This is a genomic window from Methylophaga sp. SB9B, from assembly GCF_004832235.1.
GTDB lineage: Bacteria > Pseudomonadota > Gammaproteobacteria > Nitrosococcales > Methylophagaceae > Methylophaga > Methylophaga muralis.
This window is the reverse complement of record NZ_SSXS01000001.1, coordinates 163,488-179,725: the sequence shown is the minus strand read 5'-3', so window position 1 is coordinate 179,725 and position 16,238 is coordinate 163,488. Positions and strand designations below refer to the sequence as shown.

The following is a 16,238-nucleotide window of genomic DNA, read 5'->3' as shown; positions in this document are numbered from 1 at the left end:
TTAGGTTATTGTTGATGTCGGAATAGACATGCTAATTTGATTTGGGTTCTTTTCACTTTTTGCTAAGGAGATTTAAATGTCAAATGAAGGTTACCACGAGCCGTTTAATGAGTTATCAGACGAAACCAAAGATATGCATCGTGCGATCGTGTCGTTGATGGAAGAGTTGGAAGCAGTTGATTGGTATAACCAGCGGGTTGATGCGTGTAAAGATACGGAATTGAAAAAGATTCTCGAACATAATCGTGATGAAGAAAAAGAACATGCCGCAATGACGTTGGAATGGATTCGCCGTAAAGATAAAAAGATGGATGAGCAATTACGGGATTATTTATTTACTGAAGGTGAAATTACCCATCACCACGATTAGTCAGATACTGAAAAGACGTCGACAATTCGCCGTGGTGATTTCAGCAATATGATCGCTGGATTCACCGCGCAATTGACTAAGCTTTTGCAGAATCACCGGGATATTTTCAGGGGTATTACGCTGACCCTGATGACCGCATAGCGGCATATCTGGCGCATCGGTTTCCAAGACGATTTGTGACAGCGGTAATTCAGCAAATAAGCGTTGTAATCTCTGAGCTCTTGGGTAGGTCAATGCGCCGCCAATGCCTAATAGAAAATTGAGATCACGATATTGTTCGGCTTGCTGGGCACTGCCGCTGAAGGCATGCACAGTGCCACCCGGTAGTTGTTTTTGGCGTAACAGTTTGAGAACTTCATCATGGGCTTTGCGAACGTGCAGGATAACCGGTAAGGCAAATTTAACTGCGACATCCAATTGTGCTTCAAATAAACTCAGTTGGGCGCTCATATCGGCATCCGCCACATAAAAATCCAAACCGATTTCACCAATCGCGATCGGTTGGTATTGATGGACGGCCTGCTCCAGAAGTTGTGCAGCATCTTCTGGATGTTCTTCCATAAACATTGGATGACAGCCTAACGCCAGCGATAGCATTGGATTGCTGTTACATAATTCGATTTGTTTGGGCCAACTATTTACCGTGACACCGGGAATGACAATTTTTTCGATACCTGATTGAAGACAGTTGGTCAGGATAGTCTGACGATCTGCGTCAAAATCATTAAAGTCGAGATGGCAATGACTATCAATCAGGTGCAACATGTTAAGACTGCCTTTATAAACAGAGGAACATACCATGTCAGAAATCTATCATGAAGCCAGTAAGCCACATGAGCGCTTAATGTTCAATGTTGCGATATTTCACTTTTTTGTTCCGGCGATTTTGTTTGGCACCCGAAACCTGTGGTTGATTTTCTCATTATCGTTATTGGGGTCACTCATCATGATTGGCTCAATAGCTTATAAAGCGCACAACTCAAAAGACCAGACTGCATTGGTTCAAGCCCACTGGAAGCTAGCCTGGAAGCGCAGTTTGTATCTATTAGGTGCTTATTTGGTGGCGGCAGTCATATTTGGTGTTGGCTCGTTTTTATTGCAGGCTCAAGCCGATGAAAGCATGCGATTTATTCAACGTTCAGTACTGGGCTGGTTTGCTTTGGTACCTCTTTCGCTAACATTAATTGCGTTGATTGTTCTGGAAGGTAGCGCATTGGTTCAATCGCGCAAAGGCGTGATGCCGTCAGAGATGAAGCTGTAACCTTTACCTTTTAATCGAGCGTAATGGTTTCAGTTTTTGCCAGGCCCTCACCACGTGGGTCGCTGGCTGCACTGACTTTGCCAGTTGTTTTATCAGCAACTACTACCTGCATATTGCCAAATTGACGATTTAATATATCCAGTTGATGACCCCGGCGGATTAAATCCTCTTGCTCCGCCTCACTGAAGCCGGGAGTTTCCATCTGTACCCGGTCAGGTAAATATTGATGATGCAATCGCGGTGCACTGACAATTGCTTCGGCGTCCTGGCCTTCCATAAAATGCAGAATGCCTTGCATCACCATAGTAATAATCCGGCTACCTCCAGGAGTGCCGATTACCAGCAATCGTTGGTCATTTTCAACAAAACTGGGGGTCATGCTGGAAAGGGGGCGTTTGCCGGGTTCGATCGCATTGGCAGATTCACTGACCAATTCATACGCATTCGGGCTGCCACTTAAGGCTGAAAAATCATCCATTTCATTATTAAGTAATACGCCAGTATTGCCAGCAACAAAGCCGCTGCCGAAAGGCAGGTTAATACTGAGCGTGGCGGATACCCGGTTACCGAATTGATCGACTATCGAAAAATGCGTGGTGTCTTCACCTTTATTACTGAATTCATCAGGTAAATAATCACTTTTGCTGGCAGTTTCTGCATCAATATCGGCAGCCAGCTGCGCCGCGTAGTTGGCATCAGTTAAATAATCAGGTACCTCAACAAAATCACTGTCACCTAAATGTACAGTGCGTTCGCGATAGGCCCGGCGCATGGTTTCGATCAACAAATGTCTTTTTTGTTGGGTGTTAGCTTGCAGGTAATTCAATGTATTCAACTGATTCAACATCAAGCTGATTAACTGTCCGCCTGCTGATGGTAAAGCTGCAGTGGTGATGGTGTAACCAGCAAATTGTGTTTGCACCGGTTGGCGAATTTTCAGTTGGTAATTAGCCAGATCCTGATGGGTCCAGATACCGCCGGCGGCCAGCACTGATTCCACCATCTGTTGAGCGATATCCCCCTGATAGAAACCATCGCGACCTTTTTCGGCAATCGCTTCCAGGGTTTTGGCTAAATCCTGTTGAATAATTACGGTGCCTAATTCGGGAATGTCATCTCCATCCAGAAAGATTGTTTTGGCTTCAGCATTTAACGCCTGTTTTCTAAACCCCATATAGCGCTGATAGCGCGGTGTGACAGCAAAGCCTTCTTTGGCATAACGAATTGCCGGGGCAAGCGTGGTCGATAATGGCAACTTGCCATAATGTTGCGACAAATAATCCAATGCAGCCGGGGTTCCGGGAATAGCGGCGGCCAATGGACCATTAAGCGCTAAATCTCGTAATACCTCACCATTTTCGTCCAGATACATATCACGATGTGCTTTGGCGGGTGCGGTCTCGCGACTGTCCAGCATGATTTGCTGTTTATCGGCTTGACGATGCAATAACCAGAAACCACCGCCACCGAGACCAGATCCTGCAGGTTCAACCACTGCAAGCGCTGCACTGACGGCAATTGCTGCATCAAAGGCATTGCCGCCTTGTTGAAGAATTTCAAAACCAGCTTCAGTCGCTAAAGGATGTGCCGAAGCAATCGCCGCTTGTCCGCTTTGAGTATGAGCAAAGCTAACCGGAATAAAAAATAGATAAAGTAATAAGCTGGTGAATAATCTCATGAATGCTGTTTTTGTTTGGCGGCAAGCCTATCCTGTTCTCTTCGACGTATTTTTTCCATACGGTGTTGCTCGGCTGCTTCGTTTGATTCCAAGCCGATATGTGCTTCACCGCGCTTCAATGCCAGTTGTACCTGTTTTTCACGTTCGGCATAACGGGCTTTTTGATCGTCAGTGGTTTTATCGAAACAATGCGGGCATGAAACGCCGCGTTGGTATTTTTCGCTTTGTTTGTCTTCTTCGGTGATGGGTAACCGACAGGCATGACACTGATCGTATTCGCCTTTTTCCAGACTATGATTAACGGTAACGCGTTCATCAAATACAAAACATTCGCCTTCCCAGAGTGACTCCTGTTCCGGTACGTCTTCCAGATATTTGAGAATGCCACCTTCCAGATGATAAACCTCTTCGAAACCTTGTTCTTTGAGATAAGCGGTGGATTTTTCACAGCGAATTCCGCCTGTACAGAACATGGCGACTTTTTTTGTGTTTTTGCGGATCCAGATGCTGTTTTACATATTCTGGAAACTCACGAAAACTTTCGGTGTGGGGATTAACGGCATTTTTAAATGTACCAACCTGTACCTCGTAATCATTACGGGTATCTACCAGCAAAACTTCAGGATCACTGATTAACTTGTTCCAGTCTTTGGGTTTGATATAGGTTCCGACCGACTGTTTTGGATCGATGCCTTCCACACCCATAGTGACGATTTCACGCTTTAGTTTCACCCGGCTGCGCAGAAATGGCGGAGTATCGGTATACGACTCTTTGTAACTCAAATCTTTTAATCTGGAATCTGTACGTAAATAATCCAACAAGGCATCAATTGACTGACGTGATCCCGCGACGGTGCCATTGATACCTTCCTGAGCCAGTAATAACGTGCCACGTACCTCATGATCCAGCATGAATTTGAGTAGCGATGGTTTAATCGCCGCATAATCATCCAGAGTGACAAATTCATATAATGCGCAGACCACAGTTTGAGCCATAGAAATATTCCGTAAAGATTTTAAAGCCCTATATTTTACAGGGATATTGTTGGGTCGTGTATGCTTAGTTAATAGCAAGCCTTACAAGCAAGAAATGACTTTACCAATCAACACATTGAGGTGTGAAATGGATGAATTGCAACAACTCAAACAAGAAAGCGAACAGTGGCGCGCTGATCATCTTCGCTGGTTGGCCGATGCGGATTATTGGACACATCATACTCAACGCCTGGTTGCTATTTTACACAAGCTTGAACGTAGCCTGCCCGAACACAGTGCCAAGCTTGATCAACATGTTGGATTAATCATGCAACATGAAGAAACCATCAACCGCTATGAATGTGGGCTTGACCCTAATTGTATGTCCAGCTGTGACAGTTATATTGATTTAGAAAAGCAACGGGCGTTTCACGATAAGTTGCGAAAACTGCATAAAAAAATGCAACTGCATCATCAACAATTTAGCGAGCAGTATAAAAATCAGATGGCGAATTTTTACCAACAAGCAAAGTTATTGATGCAGGAAATTGCTGAGGGCTAGGGTCTGTTTATCTTTCATCACCACCTCTGTTATTAGCTGAAAGATAAACAAGCTCTGGATTACCACTGGCGAACTCGCCCGGTATCAATGTGAATAAAGTCGGATTTTGGATAAAAACCGACACCACCACCTTGCAGACTGATCGCCATATCTCGCAATGCTTCGAGTTTTACCCCTGGTAATCGCAAATCTACCGCCATGCCAAGTGTGTGGAGACTTTTTTGAGCAACACCTGTACTGCTCTTACGCAACATTTCATTGCTGGCGGGGGAGCGATAACCGGAAATAATATTAAAGGCTTGTTTACTTTGAGCCTTTTGCTGCAAAAGAAACATTAAATTCAGCAATTGCCGGTCCATATCGGTGTGTTCGCCGCTCCGATGATCGCGTAACAGATAATTAATTTCTGCCAGCCCATCTTGCAGATATTTACCTTGTTCCCAATAGGTGGTTTTAAGTTTTTCTTCTGTATGTAAGTTGTAAAGCGACAGCTGGCGAGGGGCTTCTTTAGGCAGATTTGCCCATGCCGCGGGCATCATTAATATGGCCCCACTGGCAGCCAGATAACGTAATATTTCGCGTCTGCTAAAGGTTCTTTGCAGAATTGCGTCAGTTAAACGGTTTTCAGAATCAGTCATATCAATACCAGCTACAGAATGTTTAAGCATAAATTGCGCATTACAACAGTAGTTAACTATTTCGTTAAATTAATGCTGAGATTTATATCGCATCAAAAGCCACAAGAAAAACGGTCCGCCCAGTAAGGTAGTAATAACGCCGACAGGTAATTCTGCAGGGGCAATGACCAATCTGGCAAGCGTATCGCAAATCACCAGAAAGCTGCCGCCAAAAAGCAATGTCGCCGGTATCAGATAGCGATGATCTTCGCCGATAATCAATCGGCAGATATGCGGCACCATCATACCGACAAAGCCAATCGGCCCGCATAAGGCAACGATAGCTCCCACGCACAACGAAGTAACAAAGAACAATGCATAGCGTACGTATTTCACCGAAACGCCTCGACTTGTGGCTATTTCATCACCGGCCATTAACAGGTTCAGCTCGCGGCTCAGAAAAATAATCACTACTGCCGTCAGTGTAACGAAAGGTAATAGCTGCTTTAATTCCTGATAACCCACCACCGTTAAACTGCCCATCAACCAGCGGATAATTTGAAATGAATCGGCAACGTTGCTGAGATATTGAATAAACAATATCAGGCTGGAAAAGAAGAAACTGATAGCAACGCCAGTTAACAATAAGGTTTCGCCAGAAAAACCAAACCGAAACCGACTGATACTGTAAACAAAACTGATGGCTATTAAGGCTCCGGCAAAGGCGCTAAGGCTGGTGGCACTTAATCCTAAAATCGTAAAACTGATACCTGTATAGACACTAATCGCTGCACCTAACGAAGCACCGCTGGCCACACCCAGGGTAAATGGTGTGGCCAGTGGATTGCGAAACATTGCCTGAAATACCATGCCGCACAATGCCAGACCACAGCCAGCAGTAAATGCAAATAACACCCTTGGGATCCGCAACTCATAGATGATCATCTGCTGAATTTCCGGGGAACTAGCCGCTGAAAAATCCAGCCACGGACTGATAATTACCACCAGAACGGTAAACAGACTTAATGCGATGAGTTTAAGTTTTATGCTCATGATTCATCTGCCACAGCAATCAGTCGATCATGATGCGGATGTTTGGCAAAAACAAACGCTTGCTGGTAAAGCTGCTGTAACCGCTCGGCATTTAAAAACTGTTCAGCAGGACCATGCCACAGACATTTTCCATCGAGTAATGCCAATACATGTTTGCTGTGCTGCGCGGCATGATTGATATCGTGGGTGACTTCAATAATGGTTTTATTATGCTGTTGATTGAGTTTGCGGATAAGTTGATGCACCGCGACCTGATGATGCGGATCCAGAAATGCGGTAGGTTCATCTAGGATCAATACCGGTGTATCCTGCGCCAAAGCAGCAGCGATCATAACCCGCTGACATTCGCCACCGCTTAAGGTCGACATTTTACGGTAACGAAATGGCTGGCAGTCAGTGATGTTGAGGGCATTTTCTACCACCTCATTATCATGAGCCTGCCATTCTGAAAAAACATGATGATGACTATATCTTGCCATCCGCACATAGTCATCAACCGTAAAGGTCAGATGGTTGCCACCGCTTTGTGGTACGTAGCTGATAAGTCTTGCCAGCTTTTTGTGGCGATACTGGGAGATTGGCTGACCATCAATCATTAGCTTGCCACTGTGAATCGGCAAAATCGCGATCAATGTTTTCAGGAAGGTGCTTTTACCCGAACCATTTGGTCCAACGATGCACAGATAATCACCTTGCTTCACATTGCAACTAATTGATTCAATAAGTCTTTTATCAGAAGTTTTGACGGAGATATCTTGTGCGTTAATCAACATGGTTCACCTGTTCCCAGTCTAGGTGAGGGTGTAATATCTGCGCCAGCTGTTCAGCCAACTGAATAATCCTGGGCCCAGGAATTACAGCATAGTCCGCCTGAATAATATGTAATTGATTATTTTTAATAGCATTGATTTTATCCAGTCGCTGCCATTGCTGCCGAAGGGCAGTGATATCCGGTGAATACACCTCTGCATCGGGGAAAATATCGATAATAACTTCTGGATTAAGCCTTAACAGCCCTTCTGTAGACAGCGCAGGAACTCGCAGTCGTGTGCCTCGATAGACATTGGTGGCGCCAACGGATGGCAATAAATCATTATAAAAATCCTGTTGCCCGGCGATATAGACTTTATCCAAATAATTGGTGTTTGAACTATGGGCAATGGCTATTAAAACATTGAGTTTTGGCTGACCCTCAACTTTTTGGCGAATCGCGTCAAGCCGACTATCAAAATCACTAATCAGCTTCTCAGCGATAGTAGTTTGTCCTACTGCAGCGGCAATATCGATGATGCTGCGACGAATACCGGCCAGGCTGGAATTATCGATACTTAAGGTGGCAATTCCTAGTTGTTGTAGCTGTTTTTTCAGCGCATGTTGGCGTTCCAGCAGGATTACCATATCAGCCTTTAACCGAACAATCTGTTCCAGATTCGGGTCAAGATAGCCGCCAACTTTGGGTAAATTTTTCACTTGTGCGGGATATTGACAATAATCTGTTACGGCAACCACCTTATCTCCGGCATTCACTGCAAAAAGTGTTTCTGTAATGCTGGGAGCCAAGCTAATGATCCGCTGAGGTGGAGATAGCGTGGCCACGCTGCTATCTTGCAACGTTTTTTCAGGCTGCAACCAGACAAAAGTAAATACCGCGATAAACAGCAGAATCGGCCAAAAACGTGCCATTTTGGCTTCCCTGTGACCAAAACAGCCTATTATACTGACTGATGTTGATACATACAGATAGGTAAAACGCATGAATCAGGTAATGCAGCAGGCAGAGTGTTTATTTACGTTGCAGGCGATCGACGAAAGTCTTGAACAACTGGCCTCTCAGTTGAATCAGCAGTATGTGGATAAAAACCCAGTATTACTGTGTGTGATGAATGGTGCGGTGATGACCATGGGTCATCTATTGCCCAAGCTGCAATTTAATCTGGAAACCGATTACATTCATGCGACTCGCTATGGCGATAAAACTGTTGGCGGAACGTTGGATTGGCGTGCAAAACCAAGCATTGAACTGCATGGAAGGCATGTTTTATTAGTTGATGATATTTACGATGAAGGCTTCACATTAGCCGCCCTAAGAGAATTCTGTCAGCAATCCGGAGCCATTTCGGTTAAGACCTTGGTTTTAGCTGATAAACAACATGGCAACAAGCATGGTATACCGCCGGAATATATAGGATTATCACTTCCAAATCGCTACGTTTTTGGGTTTGGTATGGATTACAAAGGCTATCTGCGCAATGCCCCCGGTATTTTTGCAATCAAGGAGAATGCATCATGATCGGATTGATTGGAGGTAGTGGTTTAAGTCAGTTAGACGGCTTAGTTCTTGAAGAGCAAATGCAGCGTGAAACGCCATTTGGTGAACCATCAGCACCATTAATGATTGGTAAGTTTGCGGGTAAAGACGTCGCGTTTCTACCAAGGCATGGCGAGCATCATACCATTCCGCCACATTTGATAAATTATCGGGCCAATATCTGGGCGATGCATCAGTTAGGCGTCGATCAAATTCTTGCCGTCGCCTCTGTTGGAGGCATTACCGAAGCATATAAGCCTGGAACGATCGCTTTGCCTGATCAATTGATTGATTACAGCTGCGGAAGGGAATCCAGTTTTGCCAGTGAGGATTTTTCAGCGGATAAACATATTGATTTCACTTATCCATTTGATGAAACCTTGCGTCAGCAAATCCAACTGGCTGCCAATATTGAAGAAATGTTGGTGATTGATGGCGGCGTCTATGCGGTTACTCAAGGGCCGCGACTGGAAACCGCTGCCGAGATCCGCAGATTAAAAACCGATGGCGCCGATATGGTGGGCATGACTTTGATGCCGGAAGCTGTGCTTGCTCGAGAGTTAAATATTGCCTATGCCAGTATTGCGGTTGTAGCTAATCAGGCCGCTGGTTTAAGTTCACATCCGTTGACTATCGAAGCCATCTTGGAAACTATGGAGGCAACAATGGGCCAGGTTCATCGTTTATTAAAATGTGTTATTCCGCTGTTGTAGCTTCACCCTCAGTCGGTAAGGAATAGTTTCCGGGCCGGTCATATTGGATAACACCTGATCCGGAGTTGAAACTGGGATCAGCTGTAAAATGGCCCCGAATCGCGGGTGATCAAAATAATGCACCTGTCGACTGCGAATACGGCGTAATTCCACTAAACGTGGTTGAGACAAGGTATGAAATGAATCACTTTCAACCGACCGTACACCATCCTGCAACCATAAATCCAGATTGGCATGCAGGTAGGTTGCAATGTGAAAACGTACCTGTCCTTTCACCCGATCTGACTCAATAGCAACTGCTTGAGCACGATTGCGATTTCCTACCGCTTGTTGCCAGGACTGATGACTCACTACCCGATAGCCAGCTGAATTGCGCAAGCGCTGGGCAATATCACCGAGATTTTTATTTTCTGCCGGTTGAATCGCTTTATTTGCCATACCAACACTCAACGGAGCGGGATCTTGTAGCGTAAATGCAGGTGATTGTTCGTTATCAGAGGGATTAAGAACTTCGAACACGATCAGCTCGACGTGGTACCACTGTTGCGCCTGTGCGCCGACGCCAATACTCATTAAACCGACAAATAATATGCTGTTGGTTAGGTTCAGAAATTTCATAAAAAAGCAGTCCCGGATAACGAATGTAGCTATTGTCTTACGCTAACCCGAAAAAGTCCAAGATCCACCCGTTTGATGTACTTTGCTGGTATCATCAAATGAACATCAAAAGTCGCAATGGAGCAGAGTAATGGAAGGTTTTTCGCTATTTGTCATCGTGGTACTGGTACTGGCCATTGTCCTTGTTTTAATGGGCGTCAAGTCAGTCGATCAGGGTTGGGAATATACGGTTGAACGCTTTGGTCGTTATACCAAAACATTGCGACCAGGTTTAAATCTGATTGTGCCAGTGATTGATAAGATCGGCGCACGCATTAATATGATGGAGCAGGTTTTGGACGTGCCTTCGCAAGGCATTATCACTAAGGATAATGCGATGGTTCGGGTTGATGGTATAGTGTTTTATCAAGTTATTCATGCTGCAAAAGCCGCTTATGAAGTCAGCGGACTGGATAATGCAATATTGAATTTAACCATGACTAACGTGCGTACTGTTATGGGATCAATGGATCTGGATGAATTGCTCTCCAAACGTGATGAAATCAATACAAGATTATTGACGGTAGTTGATGACGCAACCACACCATGGGGAATTAAAGTCACCCGTATTGAAATCAAGGATATTGAACCACCCGCCGATCTGATTGAAGCCATGGGCCGTCAGATGAAAGCAGAGCGGATTAAACGCGCTAATATTCTTGAAGCCGAAGGTCATCGTCAATCAGAAATTTTGCGAGCAGAAGGTGAAAAGCAAGCTGCAGTATTGGACGCTGAAGGTAGACGTGAAGCTGCATTTCGAGATGCCGAAGCCCGTGAACGTTTAGCGGAAGCTGAAGCTAAAGCCACAACCATGGTTTCAGAAGCCATTGCACAAGGTGATGTTCAGGCGGTGAACTACTTTGTTGCACAAAAATACATTGAAGCACTTAAAGATATGGCCAGTGCCAACAATCACAAAATCATCATGATGCCGCTGGAAGCGAGTAGCGTAATTGGTTCATTGGCGGGTATTACTGAGCTCGCCAAGGAAGCCTTCATCGGTAAAGAGAAGTAATTATGCCGTTTATCGTTGATTTCTGGCATTGGTGGGTTTTGGCAGTGGTGTTAATAACACTTGAAATCATCTTGCCAAGCTTTTTTGCCTTATGGTTAGGCATTGCAGCATTTATCACTGGCCTGGTGTTGCTGTTATTTCCAGCGATTCCCTGGCAGTTCCAATGGTTAATGTTTGCTGTGTTATCAGTGTTAAGTATCGTATTGTGGCGCAGATACTACGTCAAACATCCCATCGCAACGGATGAGCCATTACTCAATCGGCGGGGTGAACAACATGTCGGTCGGATTCTTACGCTGACCAATCCGATTGTGAATGGGCAGGGAAAAGTCATCCTCGATGATTCCACCTGGAAAGTACATGGTCCCGATTGCCGACCGGTACTCGTGTTCAAGTTATCGCTGTAGATAACGTTATTCTTAAAGTTGAAATTATTGGTTAACAATGGCTTTAGTGATCGATTTAATGCGTCATGGAGAACCCCAGGGCGGAATGCGTTATCGTGGGCAGCTTGATGATCCGTTAAGTGAGCTGGGTTGGCAGCAAATGCGATCTGCTACTGCAAATGTCACACCCTGGCAGCACATTGTCAGCTCGACCTTAACTCGCTGTGCGGATTTTGCCAAAGAGCTGGCCGATAATCATGCCATTCCCTTGCAACTAGATAAGCAATTTACCGAGATAGGTTTTGGTGATTGGGAAGGTAAAACTGCCAGTGAATTGGAACAACATCATAAAGCAGCATTTTATGCTTTTTATGATGATCCAATTAACAATACTCCAGCTAATGCAGAATCGCTTTTGGCGTTTCAACAGCGCATTCAGCACGCCTGGCAAGCACTAGTGCAATCCCATAGCGATACACATATTCTGTTGGTCGCTCATGTCGGTGTGATACGTGTCATTCTCACTGAGATATTGGCAATGCCATTAGAGGCTATGTTTCGTATCCAAGTGCCTTACGCTGCGATTAGTCGCATTGTGATATACAACGAAGGGCCGAGACTCTATCCGCAGTTACAGTTTCACGCAGGCAAGCCATGACAGGGTTTTTTAATACCGGTCTCAGCCAGCAACAGTTTCTCGATGAATATTGGCAAAAGAAACCCTTAGTGATCCGGCAGGCTTTTCCTTTGCCAGTCAGTGATCTTAGCCCAGATGATCTTGCAGCGTTTGCCAGTGAGGCAGAAGTCGAATCGCGCTTGATTGAAGAATTCGGTGAAAAGCCCTGGCAACTGCGTCACGGTCCATTTGACGACGAAGATTTTGCGGATTTGCCTGATACGCATTGGACGTTACTAGTTCAGGACATGGATAAACATCATCCACCGTTACAGCAATTACTAACAGCATTTGAGTTTCTATCGGCCTGGCGCCGCGATGATTTGATGATTAGTTACGCGCCTGAAGGTGGATCGGTCGGGCCACATACCGACAGTTATGATGTATTTCTGTTACAAGCTCAGGGAACCCGCCATTGGCAAATCAGTGATAAGCCGTTAATTAATGCAACTTTCAGAGATGATACTGATTTACGCATACTGCAGCAGTTTTCAGCTGATCATGATTGGAAATTACAGCCGGGTGATATGCTCTATCTGCCTCCTCACTTTGCTCATCATGGCGTAGCTTTAAATCCATGTTTGACCTTTTCGATAGGATTCAGAGCCCCATCCCAATTACAGTTGCTTGATGCTTTCAGTCACACTTTGTTAGAACAGGATGTTGCTGAACAACTTTATGCGGATGCTGATGTGGACGTTATTCACTCTGCAACTGAAATTGATGGCAGTGCAATCCAGCGCTTTCAAAATTTACTGATCGAAACCATAAGTGATAATCAAGGTTTAATTGCTTTGGCGGTTGGGCGGCTGGTGACTGAAACTAAATCAACTTTACAGGACTTAGCAGAAGAGTTTGTAACCGATAAACCGTCATTAGTTGAAGTGGATGAACGCTTTAATACGGGTGAGTATTTGCAACGCAACGTGTATTTACGTTTCGCTTGGCATAATGATTCAGCAGGAGCATATATATTTGTGGCAGGGGAAGCTTATAACGTTGAGCTTGCCGCCGTGGAACAGCTTCCGTGGCTAACCACTAAAGCTCAAATCCATCAAACTGATTGGCAATCTATACGCAATTTCCCAAAATTAATGGATATCTGTTGTGAATTGATTGCCGAGGGTGCCTGGTACTGGCCGGAAGATTTTGCCTGAGTTTATTTAGTCTGCCGTTTGAATTCAGTATGGTGACATTTCGGACAAGGTGGAATGCGGCCGGTTTTTTTAAAGTGCATTTCTGTGCCACAAGAATTACACACTAATGTGCCGATGCCGGTAATTTCCCCAGTGTGATACTGCTGGGCCATTTGTGCTTGATTAGCCAATTGGCCGAGTTCCAGACGGGTCCGATCGGCAACTGAAGCAAATAATTCATAAAGCCGTTCTTCTACGAGTTGTAAATCGAAATTAAACCAGGTTGAAAATTCTTTTCCTGTGGTTTCAAGATATTCTGCTGCATCCTGTAAATCCCGCTCGACATAATAGGCAATCTTATCAGCTTCTTCTGCGGTCACTTCTCGTAGTTCAATTGCACGAAGTTTTGCCAATTCAATCCGCTGCTTAAGTGTGGGAACAGCATTCGCTTCAGCATCATCAAAAAAGTGATGAATGCGTTCCATCATTTTGTCATAGGCGGCGGCGAACTTTTCTTCGAAGTTATTATCTGACATGACTTAACCCTTTATCTGATGCGGTTTTTAGGTTAACTTAGCACACATTAATCCAACGGAGGAAACCGTTTTGATCACAACACGCAAGCTATTGTTTGGCGGGTTTTTATTTTGTTTCAGCTTATTTTTGGCTGCTCTATATATGCAACATGTGATGGAGTTGGAGCCATGCCCATTATGCATTTTGCAACGTGTGTTAGTGATGGTTACCGGGGTGTTTTTCCTGATAGCGGCCATTCATAATCCGGCCAGAACAGGAACCAGAATTTATGTAGGGTTGATCAGTTTATCGGCTTTATTGGGAGCATCGGTTTCAGCAAGACATGTCTGGCTGCAGAACCTTCCGGTTGATCAAGTACCAAGTTGCGGACCAGGAATGGGCTTTATTATGGAAAACTTTCCGCTGACCGATGCATTATCTTTGGTGTTAAGAGGTTCTGGAGAATGCGCCGAGGTTTCATGGACATTTCTGAGCCTCAGTATTCCTGCATGGACGCTGCTTACATTTGTGGGGATGTTCGGCTTGGCAATTTTAGCTGCCTGGCGGCAGCAATAAACTGAAGTTGAATAACTAAGCTGGCGTTAGACTATATTGGATTAACGGGCACGATAGACGATGCGGCCTTTGCTTAAATCGTAGGGAGTCAATTGAACAGTTACTTTGTCGCCAGTGAGGATGCGGATATAGTTTTTACGCATTTTGCCGGAGATATGTGCTGTTACAACATGACCGTTTTCCAGCTCAACGCGGAAAGTAGTATTAGGCATCGTGTCAATTACAGTGCCTTCGAATTCAATATGATCTTCTTTTGCCATACAGGTCTTAATTTACCAAACTATTAAAAGATCCATTTTGCCGTAAAATCACTGATTATTCAAAGCTTTTTTATCAAAATTGCGCCATTGCCCGTCAAATTGTTGTAAAGCGGAGAATCGGCTCTTATAACGCATTTTAGGACTATCACCGATCCAATAGCCTAAATATAGCCAGGATAGATTTTGTTGTTTAGATAATTCGACCTGTTTCAAAATAGCCAAGGTACCCAAGCCTCTTGCGGAACAGTCGGGATCAAAGAAAGTATAAAATGCTGACGCGGCATCGGTGATAAAATCGGTAATGGCTACCGCAAGCAATTTGTGCCGGGTTCTAAATTCGATAAATGCTGTATCACTCCAGCTGCTGGTGAGAAATTGCAAATAGGTTTCTTTACTGGGATTATCCATTCCACCACCAGCATGTCTATGTGCGATATAGCGTTGATAAAGATCATAGTGCTCAGCATTAAAAATGGCTGGTGTGATGTTTACATACACATCATTATTATCACGTAAACATCGTCGTTGGCTGCGGTTCGGCTGAAAATTATTTACGTCTATTCTGACCGGAACACAGGCATCACATGCCGGACAAAATGGACGATATACGTGATCACCACTTCGTCTGAATCCGTGTTGGATGAGCTGACTGTATAGTGCGTTGGTCAACGGACGGAGTGGGTCGGGATAGATATTTCGCGCCAGCCGGTCTTCAAGATATGAACAGGCATGCGGTCTGTCCTGATAAAAATCAAGGCTCATAGTTAAATGGTGATGTGATGGTTTGCCAGTTGCCTGATTGGCCGGGTAAGGAGCACAACTGCTGTACTTGGCGAACAAAGCTTTCTCTGGGCAGGGTCATTGCGCCAAGACGCGACAAATGCTCAGAATAAACCTGACAGTCGATCAAAGGATATCCCCACATTTTAAGCTGTCGGGCAAGGGCAACTAACGCAATTTTAGAAGCATTTGTTTGATAACTGAACATGGATTCACCAAAAAACATTTTGCCTATGGATACACCGTAAATACCACCAACCAGCTGTTCATCCTGCCAGCACTCTACACTGTGTGCATATCCGGCCTGATGTAGTGCTGTATAGGCCGCAATCATTTCGTTATGGATCCAGGTTTCATGTTGTTCAGCTGGTACTTTTGCTTGTCTGGGGGCCGCACAGGCCTGCATAACAGCTTCGAAATCTTGGTCAAATGTAATATGAAAAGGTTTCTGCCGTAGCGCTTTTTTTAAACTTTTACTGATATGCAGATTATCTGTTTGAAAGACCATACGTGGATTGGGGCTCCACCATAAAATGGGGTCATATGCATTAAACCAAGGGAAGATCCCTTGTCGATATGCATTCAACAACCGAGTGAGAGATAAATCGCCACCTGCAGCCAATAAGCCGTGAGAGGTGGCTTGGTCAACTGGTGGGAATGGACTATCGGCAGATATACCTAACCAGCTGATAGCCATTA

21 protein-coding genes and 1 pseudogene are annotated in these 16,238 nt (G+C 44.7%); 10 read left to right on the top strand and 12 right to left on the bottom strand.

Going from position 1 to position 16,238, the window contains the following annotated elements:
• Window positions 1-76 precede the first annotated feature (76 nt).
• Entirely contained in the window at window positions 77-370 is a 294-nt protein-coding gene (locus tag E8Q33_RS00875) for an encapsulin-associated ferritin-like protein (protein WP_069295695.1), read from the top strand.
• On the opposite strand, the gene E8Q33_RS00870 is transcribed toward E8Q33_RS00875, so the two are convergent.
• Window positions 371-1,135, bottom strand: a complete 765-nt coding sequence (locus tag E8Q33_RS00870; protein WP_136552199.1) for a TatD family hydrolase — start codon at window positions 1,133-1,135, stop codon at window positions 371-373.
• A 34-nt stretch (window positions 1,136-1,169) separates the two neighbouring features.
• Here E8Q33_RS00870 and E8Q33_RS00865 point away from each other — a divergent pair, with 34 nt between their 5' ends.
• Window positions 1,170-1,631: a hypothetical protein gene (locus tag E8Q33_RS00865; RefSeq protein WP_136552197.1), complete on the top strand. Its 462-nt coding sequence runs from the start codon at window positions 1,170-1,172 to the stop codon at window positions 1,629-1,631.
• Between the two features lie 10 nt (window positions 1,632-1,641).
• On the opposite strand, the gene ggt is transcribed toward E8Q33_RS00865, so the two are convergent.
• Together ggt and E8Q33_RS00855 are read right to left on the bottom strand one after the other, a co-directional pair.
• The gene (gene ggt, locus E8Q33_RS00860) at window positions 1,642-3,309 is read right to left on the bottom strand and encodes a gamma-glutamyltransferase (protein WP_136552195.1); all 1,668 of its coding nucleotides are present in this window, start codon (window positions 3,307-3,309) and stop codon (window positions 1,642-1,644) included.
• Window positions 3,306-4,305, bottom strand: a pseudogene (locus E8Q33_RS00855) (rhodanese-related sulfurtransferase). Before E8Q33_RS00855 ends, ggt begins: the two are co-directional and overlap by 4 nt.
• Before the next feature lie 127 nt (window positions 4,306-4,432).
• Here E8Q33_RS00855 and E8Q33_RS00850 point away from each other — a divergent pair.
• Window positions 4,433-4,846, top strand: coding sequence for a hypothetical protein (locus tag E8Q33_RS00850; RefSeq protein ID WP_069295699.1), 414 nt, complete (start codon window positions 4,433-4,435; stop codon window positions 4,844-4,846).
• Window positions 4,847-4,905: 59 nt separating this feature from the next.
• Here the strand turns inward: E8Q33_RS00850 and E8Q33_RS00845 are convergent, their stop codons facing one another.
• From E8Q33_RS00845 to E8Q33_RS00830, 4 genes are read right to left on the bottom strand one after another with little or no spacing between them, the layout of a single operon-like run.
• Complete coding sequence (locus E8Q33_RS00845) at window positions 4,906-5,514, bottom strand: DUF882 domain-containing protein (RefSeq protein WP_245652075.1); 609 nt, start codon at window positions 5,512-5,514, stop codon at window positions 4,906-4,908.
• A 39-nt stretch (window positions 5,515-5,553) separates the two neighbouring features.
• Window positions 5,554-6,516, bottom strand: a complete 963-nt coding sequence (locus tag E8Q33_RS00840; protein ID WP_069295700.1) for an iron ABC transporter permease — start codon at window positions 6,514-6,516, stop codon at window positions 5,554-5,556.
• Window positions 6,513-7,289, bottom strand: coding sequence for an ABC transporter ATP-binding protein (locus E8Q33_RS00835; protein ID WP_069295701.1), 777 nt, complete (start codon window positions 7,287-7,289; stop codon window positions 6,513-6,515). The genes E8Q33_RS00840 and E8Q33_RS00835 overlap by 4 nt, the downstream gene beginning before the upstream one ends.
• Window positions 7,279-8,199: an ABC transporter substrate-binding protein gene (locus E8Q33_RS00830; RefSeq protein ID WP_136552193.1), complete on the bottom strand. Its 921-nt coding sequence runs from the start codon at window positions 8,197-8,199 to the stop codon at window positions 7,279-7,281. Before E8Q33_RS00830 ends, E8Q33_RS00835 begins: the two co-directional genes overlap by 11 nt.
• 70 nt (window positions 8,200-8,269) lie before the next feature.
• Between E8Q33_RS00830 and E8Q33_RS00825 the strand changes: the two genes are divergently transcribed.
• Together E8Q33_RS00825 and E8Q33_RS00820 are read left to right on the top strand one after the other, a co-directional pair.
• On the top strand, window positions 8,270-8,806 hold the full coding sequence (locus tag E8Q33_RS00825) for a hypoxanthine-guanine phosphoribosyltransferase (RefSeq protein ID WP_069295702.1): 537 nt from the start codon (window positions 8,270-8,272) through the stop codon (window positions 8,804-8,806).
• Window positions 8,803-9,537, top strand: a complete 735-nt coding sequence (locus E8Q33_RS00820; RefSeq protein ID WP_136552191.1) for an S-methyl-5'-thioinosine phosphorylase — start codon at window positions 8,803-8,805, stop codon at window positions 9,535-9,537. The genes E8Q33_RS00825 and E8Q33_RS00820 overlap by 4 nt, the downstream gene beginning before the upstream one ends.
• On the opposite strand, the gene E8Q33_RS00815 is transcribed toward E8Q33_RS00820, so the two are convergent.
• Complete coding sequence (locus E8Q33_RS00815) at window positions 9,511-10,155, bottom strand: CsiV family protein (RefSeq protein WP_136552189.1); 645 nt, start codon at window positions 10,153-10,155, stop codon at window positions 9,511-9,513. The two genes, E8Q33_RS00820 and E8Q33_RS00815, sit on opposite strands and share 27 nt — an antisense overlap.
• Window positions 10,156-10,285: 130 nt before the next feature.
• Between E8Q33_RS00815 and E8Q33_RS00810 the strand changes: the two genes are divergently transcribed.
• The 4 genes from E8Q33_RS00810 to E8Q33_RS00795 are packed head-to-tail and all read left to right on the top strand — an operon-like array spanning window position 10,286 to window position 13,428.
• Window positions 10,286-11,209 (top strand): SPFH domain-containing protein, encoded by a 924-nt coding sequence (locus E8Q33_RS00810; RefSeq protein ID WP_069295705.1) that lies wholly within the window; start codon window positions 10,286-10,288, stop codon window positions 11,207-11,209.
• 2 nt (window positions 11,210-11,211) lie between these two features.
• The gene (locus E8Q33_RS00805) at window positions 11,212-11,616 is read left to right on the top strand and encodes an NfeD family protein (RefSeq protein WP_247869849.1); all 405 of its coding nucleotides are present in this window, start codon (window positions 11,212-11,214) and stop codon (window positions 11,614-11,616) included.
• Window positions 11,617-11,653: 37 nt separating this feature from the next.
• A complete protein-coding gene (locus E8Q33_RS00800; RefSeq protein ID WP_136552187.1) occupies window positions 11,654-12,253 on the top strand; it encodes a histidine phosphatase family protein in 600 nt (199 codons plus the stop codon).
• Window positions 12,250-13,428 (top strand): cupin domain-containing protein, encoded by a 1,179-nt coding sequence (locus tag E8Q33_RS00795; RefSeq protein WP_136552185.1) that lies wholly within the window; start codon window positions 12,250-12,252, stop codon window positions 13,426-13,428. The genes E8Q33_RS00800 and E8Q33_RS00795 overlap by 4 nt, the downstream gene beginning before the upstream one ends.
• A 2-nt stretch (window positions 13,429-13,430) precedes the next feature.
• Here the strand turns inward: E8Q33_RS00795 and E8Q33_RS00790 are convergent, their stop codons facing one another.
• On the bottom strand, window positions 13,431-13,943 hold the full coding sequence (locus E8Q33_RS00790) for a zinc ribbon-containing protein (RefSeq protein ID WP_069295709.1): 513 nt from the start codon (window positions 13,941-13,943) through the stop codon (window positions 13,431-13,433).
• A gap of 70 nt (window positions 13,944-14,013) precedes the next feature.
• On the opposite strand from E8Q33_RS00790, the gene E8Q33_RS00785 reads away from it, so the two are divergent.
• On the top strand, window positions 14,014-14,499 hold the full coding sequence (locus E8Q33_RS00785) for a disulfide bond formation protein B (protein WP_084002966.1): 486 nt from the start codon (window positions 14,014-14,016) through the stop codon (window positions 14,497-14,499).
• A 41-nt stretch (window positions 14,500-14,540) separates the two neighbouring features.
• On the opposite strand, the gene infA is transcribed toward E8Q33_RS00785, so the two are convergent.
• The 3 genes from infA to aat are packed head-to-tail and all read right to left on the bottom strand — an operon-like array spanning window position 14,541 to window position 16,236.
• Window positions 14,541-14,759, bottom strand: coding sequence for a translation initiation factor IF-1 (gene infA, locus E8Q33_RS00780; protein WP_009726411.1), 219 nt, complete (start codon window positions 14,757-14,759; stop codon window positions 14,541-14,543).
• 48 nt (window positions 14,760-14,807) lie between these two features.
• Window positions 14,808-15,521 (bottom strand): arginyltransferase, encoded by a 714-nt coding sequence (locus E8Q33_RS00775; RefSeq protein WP_136552183.1) that lies wholly within the window; start codon window positions 15,519-15,521, stop codon window positions 14,808-14,810.
• Window positions 15,511-16,236 carry a leucyl/phenylalanyl-tRNA--protein transferase gene (aat, locus tag E8Q33_RS00770; protein ID WP_136552181.1) on the bottom strand — a complete coding sequence of 242 codons (726 nt, stop codon included), beginning with the start codon at window positions 16,234-16,236 and terminating at the stop codon, window positions 15,511-15,513. The genes E8Q33_RS00775 and aat overlap by 11 nt, the downstream gene beginning before the upstream one ends.
• Between the last annotated feature and the right edge of the window lie 2 nt (window positions 16,237-16,238).

What these genes read in the sequence shown, in the direction of transcription:
- E8Q33_RS00875 (WP_069295695.1), top strand. Translation starts at nt 77, where the DNA reads ATGTCAAATGAAGGTTACCACGAGCCGTTTAATGAGTTATCAGACGAA.
- E8Q33_RS00870 (WP_136552199.1), bottom strand. Translation starts at nt 1,135, where the DNA reads ATGTTGCACCTGATTGATAGTCATTGCCATCTCGACTTTAATGATTTT.
- E8Q33_RS00865 (WP_136552197.1), top strand. Translation starts at nt 1,170, where the DNA reads ATGTCAGAAATCTATCATGAAGCCAGTAAGCCACATGAGCGCTTAATG.
- ggt (WP_136552195.1), bottom strand. Translation starts at nt 3,309, where the DNA reads ATGAGATTATTCACCAGCTTATTACTTTATCTATTTTTTATTCCGGTT.
- E8Q33_RS00850 (WP_069295699.1), top strand. Translation starts at nt 4,433, where the DNA reads ATGGATGAATTGCAACAACTCAAACAAGAAAGCGAACAGTGGCGCGCT.
- E8Q33_RS00845 (WP_245652075.1), bottom strand. Translation starts at nt 5,514, where the DNA reads ATGCTTAAACATTCTGTAGCTGGTATTGATATGACTGATTCTGAAAAC.
- E8Q33_RS00840 (WP_069295700.1), bottom strand. Translation starts at nt 6,516, where the DNA reads ATGAGCATAAAACTTAAACTCATCGCATTAAGTCTGTTTACCGTTCTG.
- E8Q33_RS00835 (WP_069295701.1), bottom strand. Translation starts at nt 7,289, where the DNA reads ATGTTGATTAACGCACAAGATATCTCCGTCAAAACTTCTGATAAAAGA.
- E8Q33_RS00830 (WP_136552193.1), bottom strand. Translation starts at nt 8,199, where the DNA reads ATGGCACGTTTTTGGCCGATTCTGCTGTTTATCGCGGTATTTACTTTT.
- E8Q33_RS00825 (WP_069295702.1), top strand. Translation starts at nt 8,270, where the DNA reads ATGAATCAGGTAATGCAGCAGGCAGAGTGTTTATTTACGTTGCAGGCG.
- E8Q33_RS00820 (WP_136552191.1), top strand. Translation starts at nt 8,803, where the DNA reads ATGATCGGATTGATTGGAGGTAGTGGTTTAAGTCAGTTAGACGGCTTA.
- E8Q33_RS00815 (WP_136552189.1), bottom strand. Translation starts at nt 10,155, where the DNA reads ATGAAATTTCTGAACCTAACCAACAGCATATTATTTGTCGGTTTAATG.
- E8Q33_RS00810 (WP_069295705.1), top strand. Translation starts at nt 10,286, where the DNA reads ATGGAAGGTTTTTCGCTATTTGTCATCGTGGTACTGGTACTGGCCATT.
- E8Q33_RS00805 (WP_247869849.1), top strand. Translation starts at nt 11,212, where the DNA reads ATGCCGTTTATCGTTGATTTCTGGCATTGGTGGGTTTTGGCAGTGGTG.
- E8Q33_RS00800 (WP_136552187.1), top strand. Translation starts at nt 11,654, where the DNA reads ATGGCTTTAGTGATCGATTTAATGCGTCATGGAGAACCCCAGGGCGGA.
- E8Q33_RS00795 (WP_136552185.1), top strand. Translation starts at nt 12,250, where the DNA reads ATGACAGGGTTTTTTAATACCGGTCTCAGCCAGCAACAGTTTCTCGAT.
- E8Q33_RS00790 (WP_069295709.1), bottom strand. Translation starts at nt 13,943, where the DNA reads ATGTCAGATAATAACTTCGAAGAAAAGTTCGCCGCCGCCTATGACAAA.
- infA (WP_009726411.1), bottom strand. Translation starts at nt 14,759, where the DNA reads ATGGCAAAAGAAGATCATATTGAATTCGAAGGCACTGTAATTGACACG.
- E8Q33_RS00775 (WP_136552183.1), bottom strand. Translation starts at nt 15,521, where the DNA reads ATGAGCCTTGATTTTTATCAGGACAGACCGCATGCCTGTTCATATCTT.
- aat (WP_136552181.1), bottom strand. Translation starts at nt 16,236, where the DNA reads ATGGCTATCAGCTGGTTAGGTATATCTGCCGATAGTCCATTCCCACCA.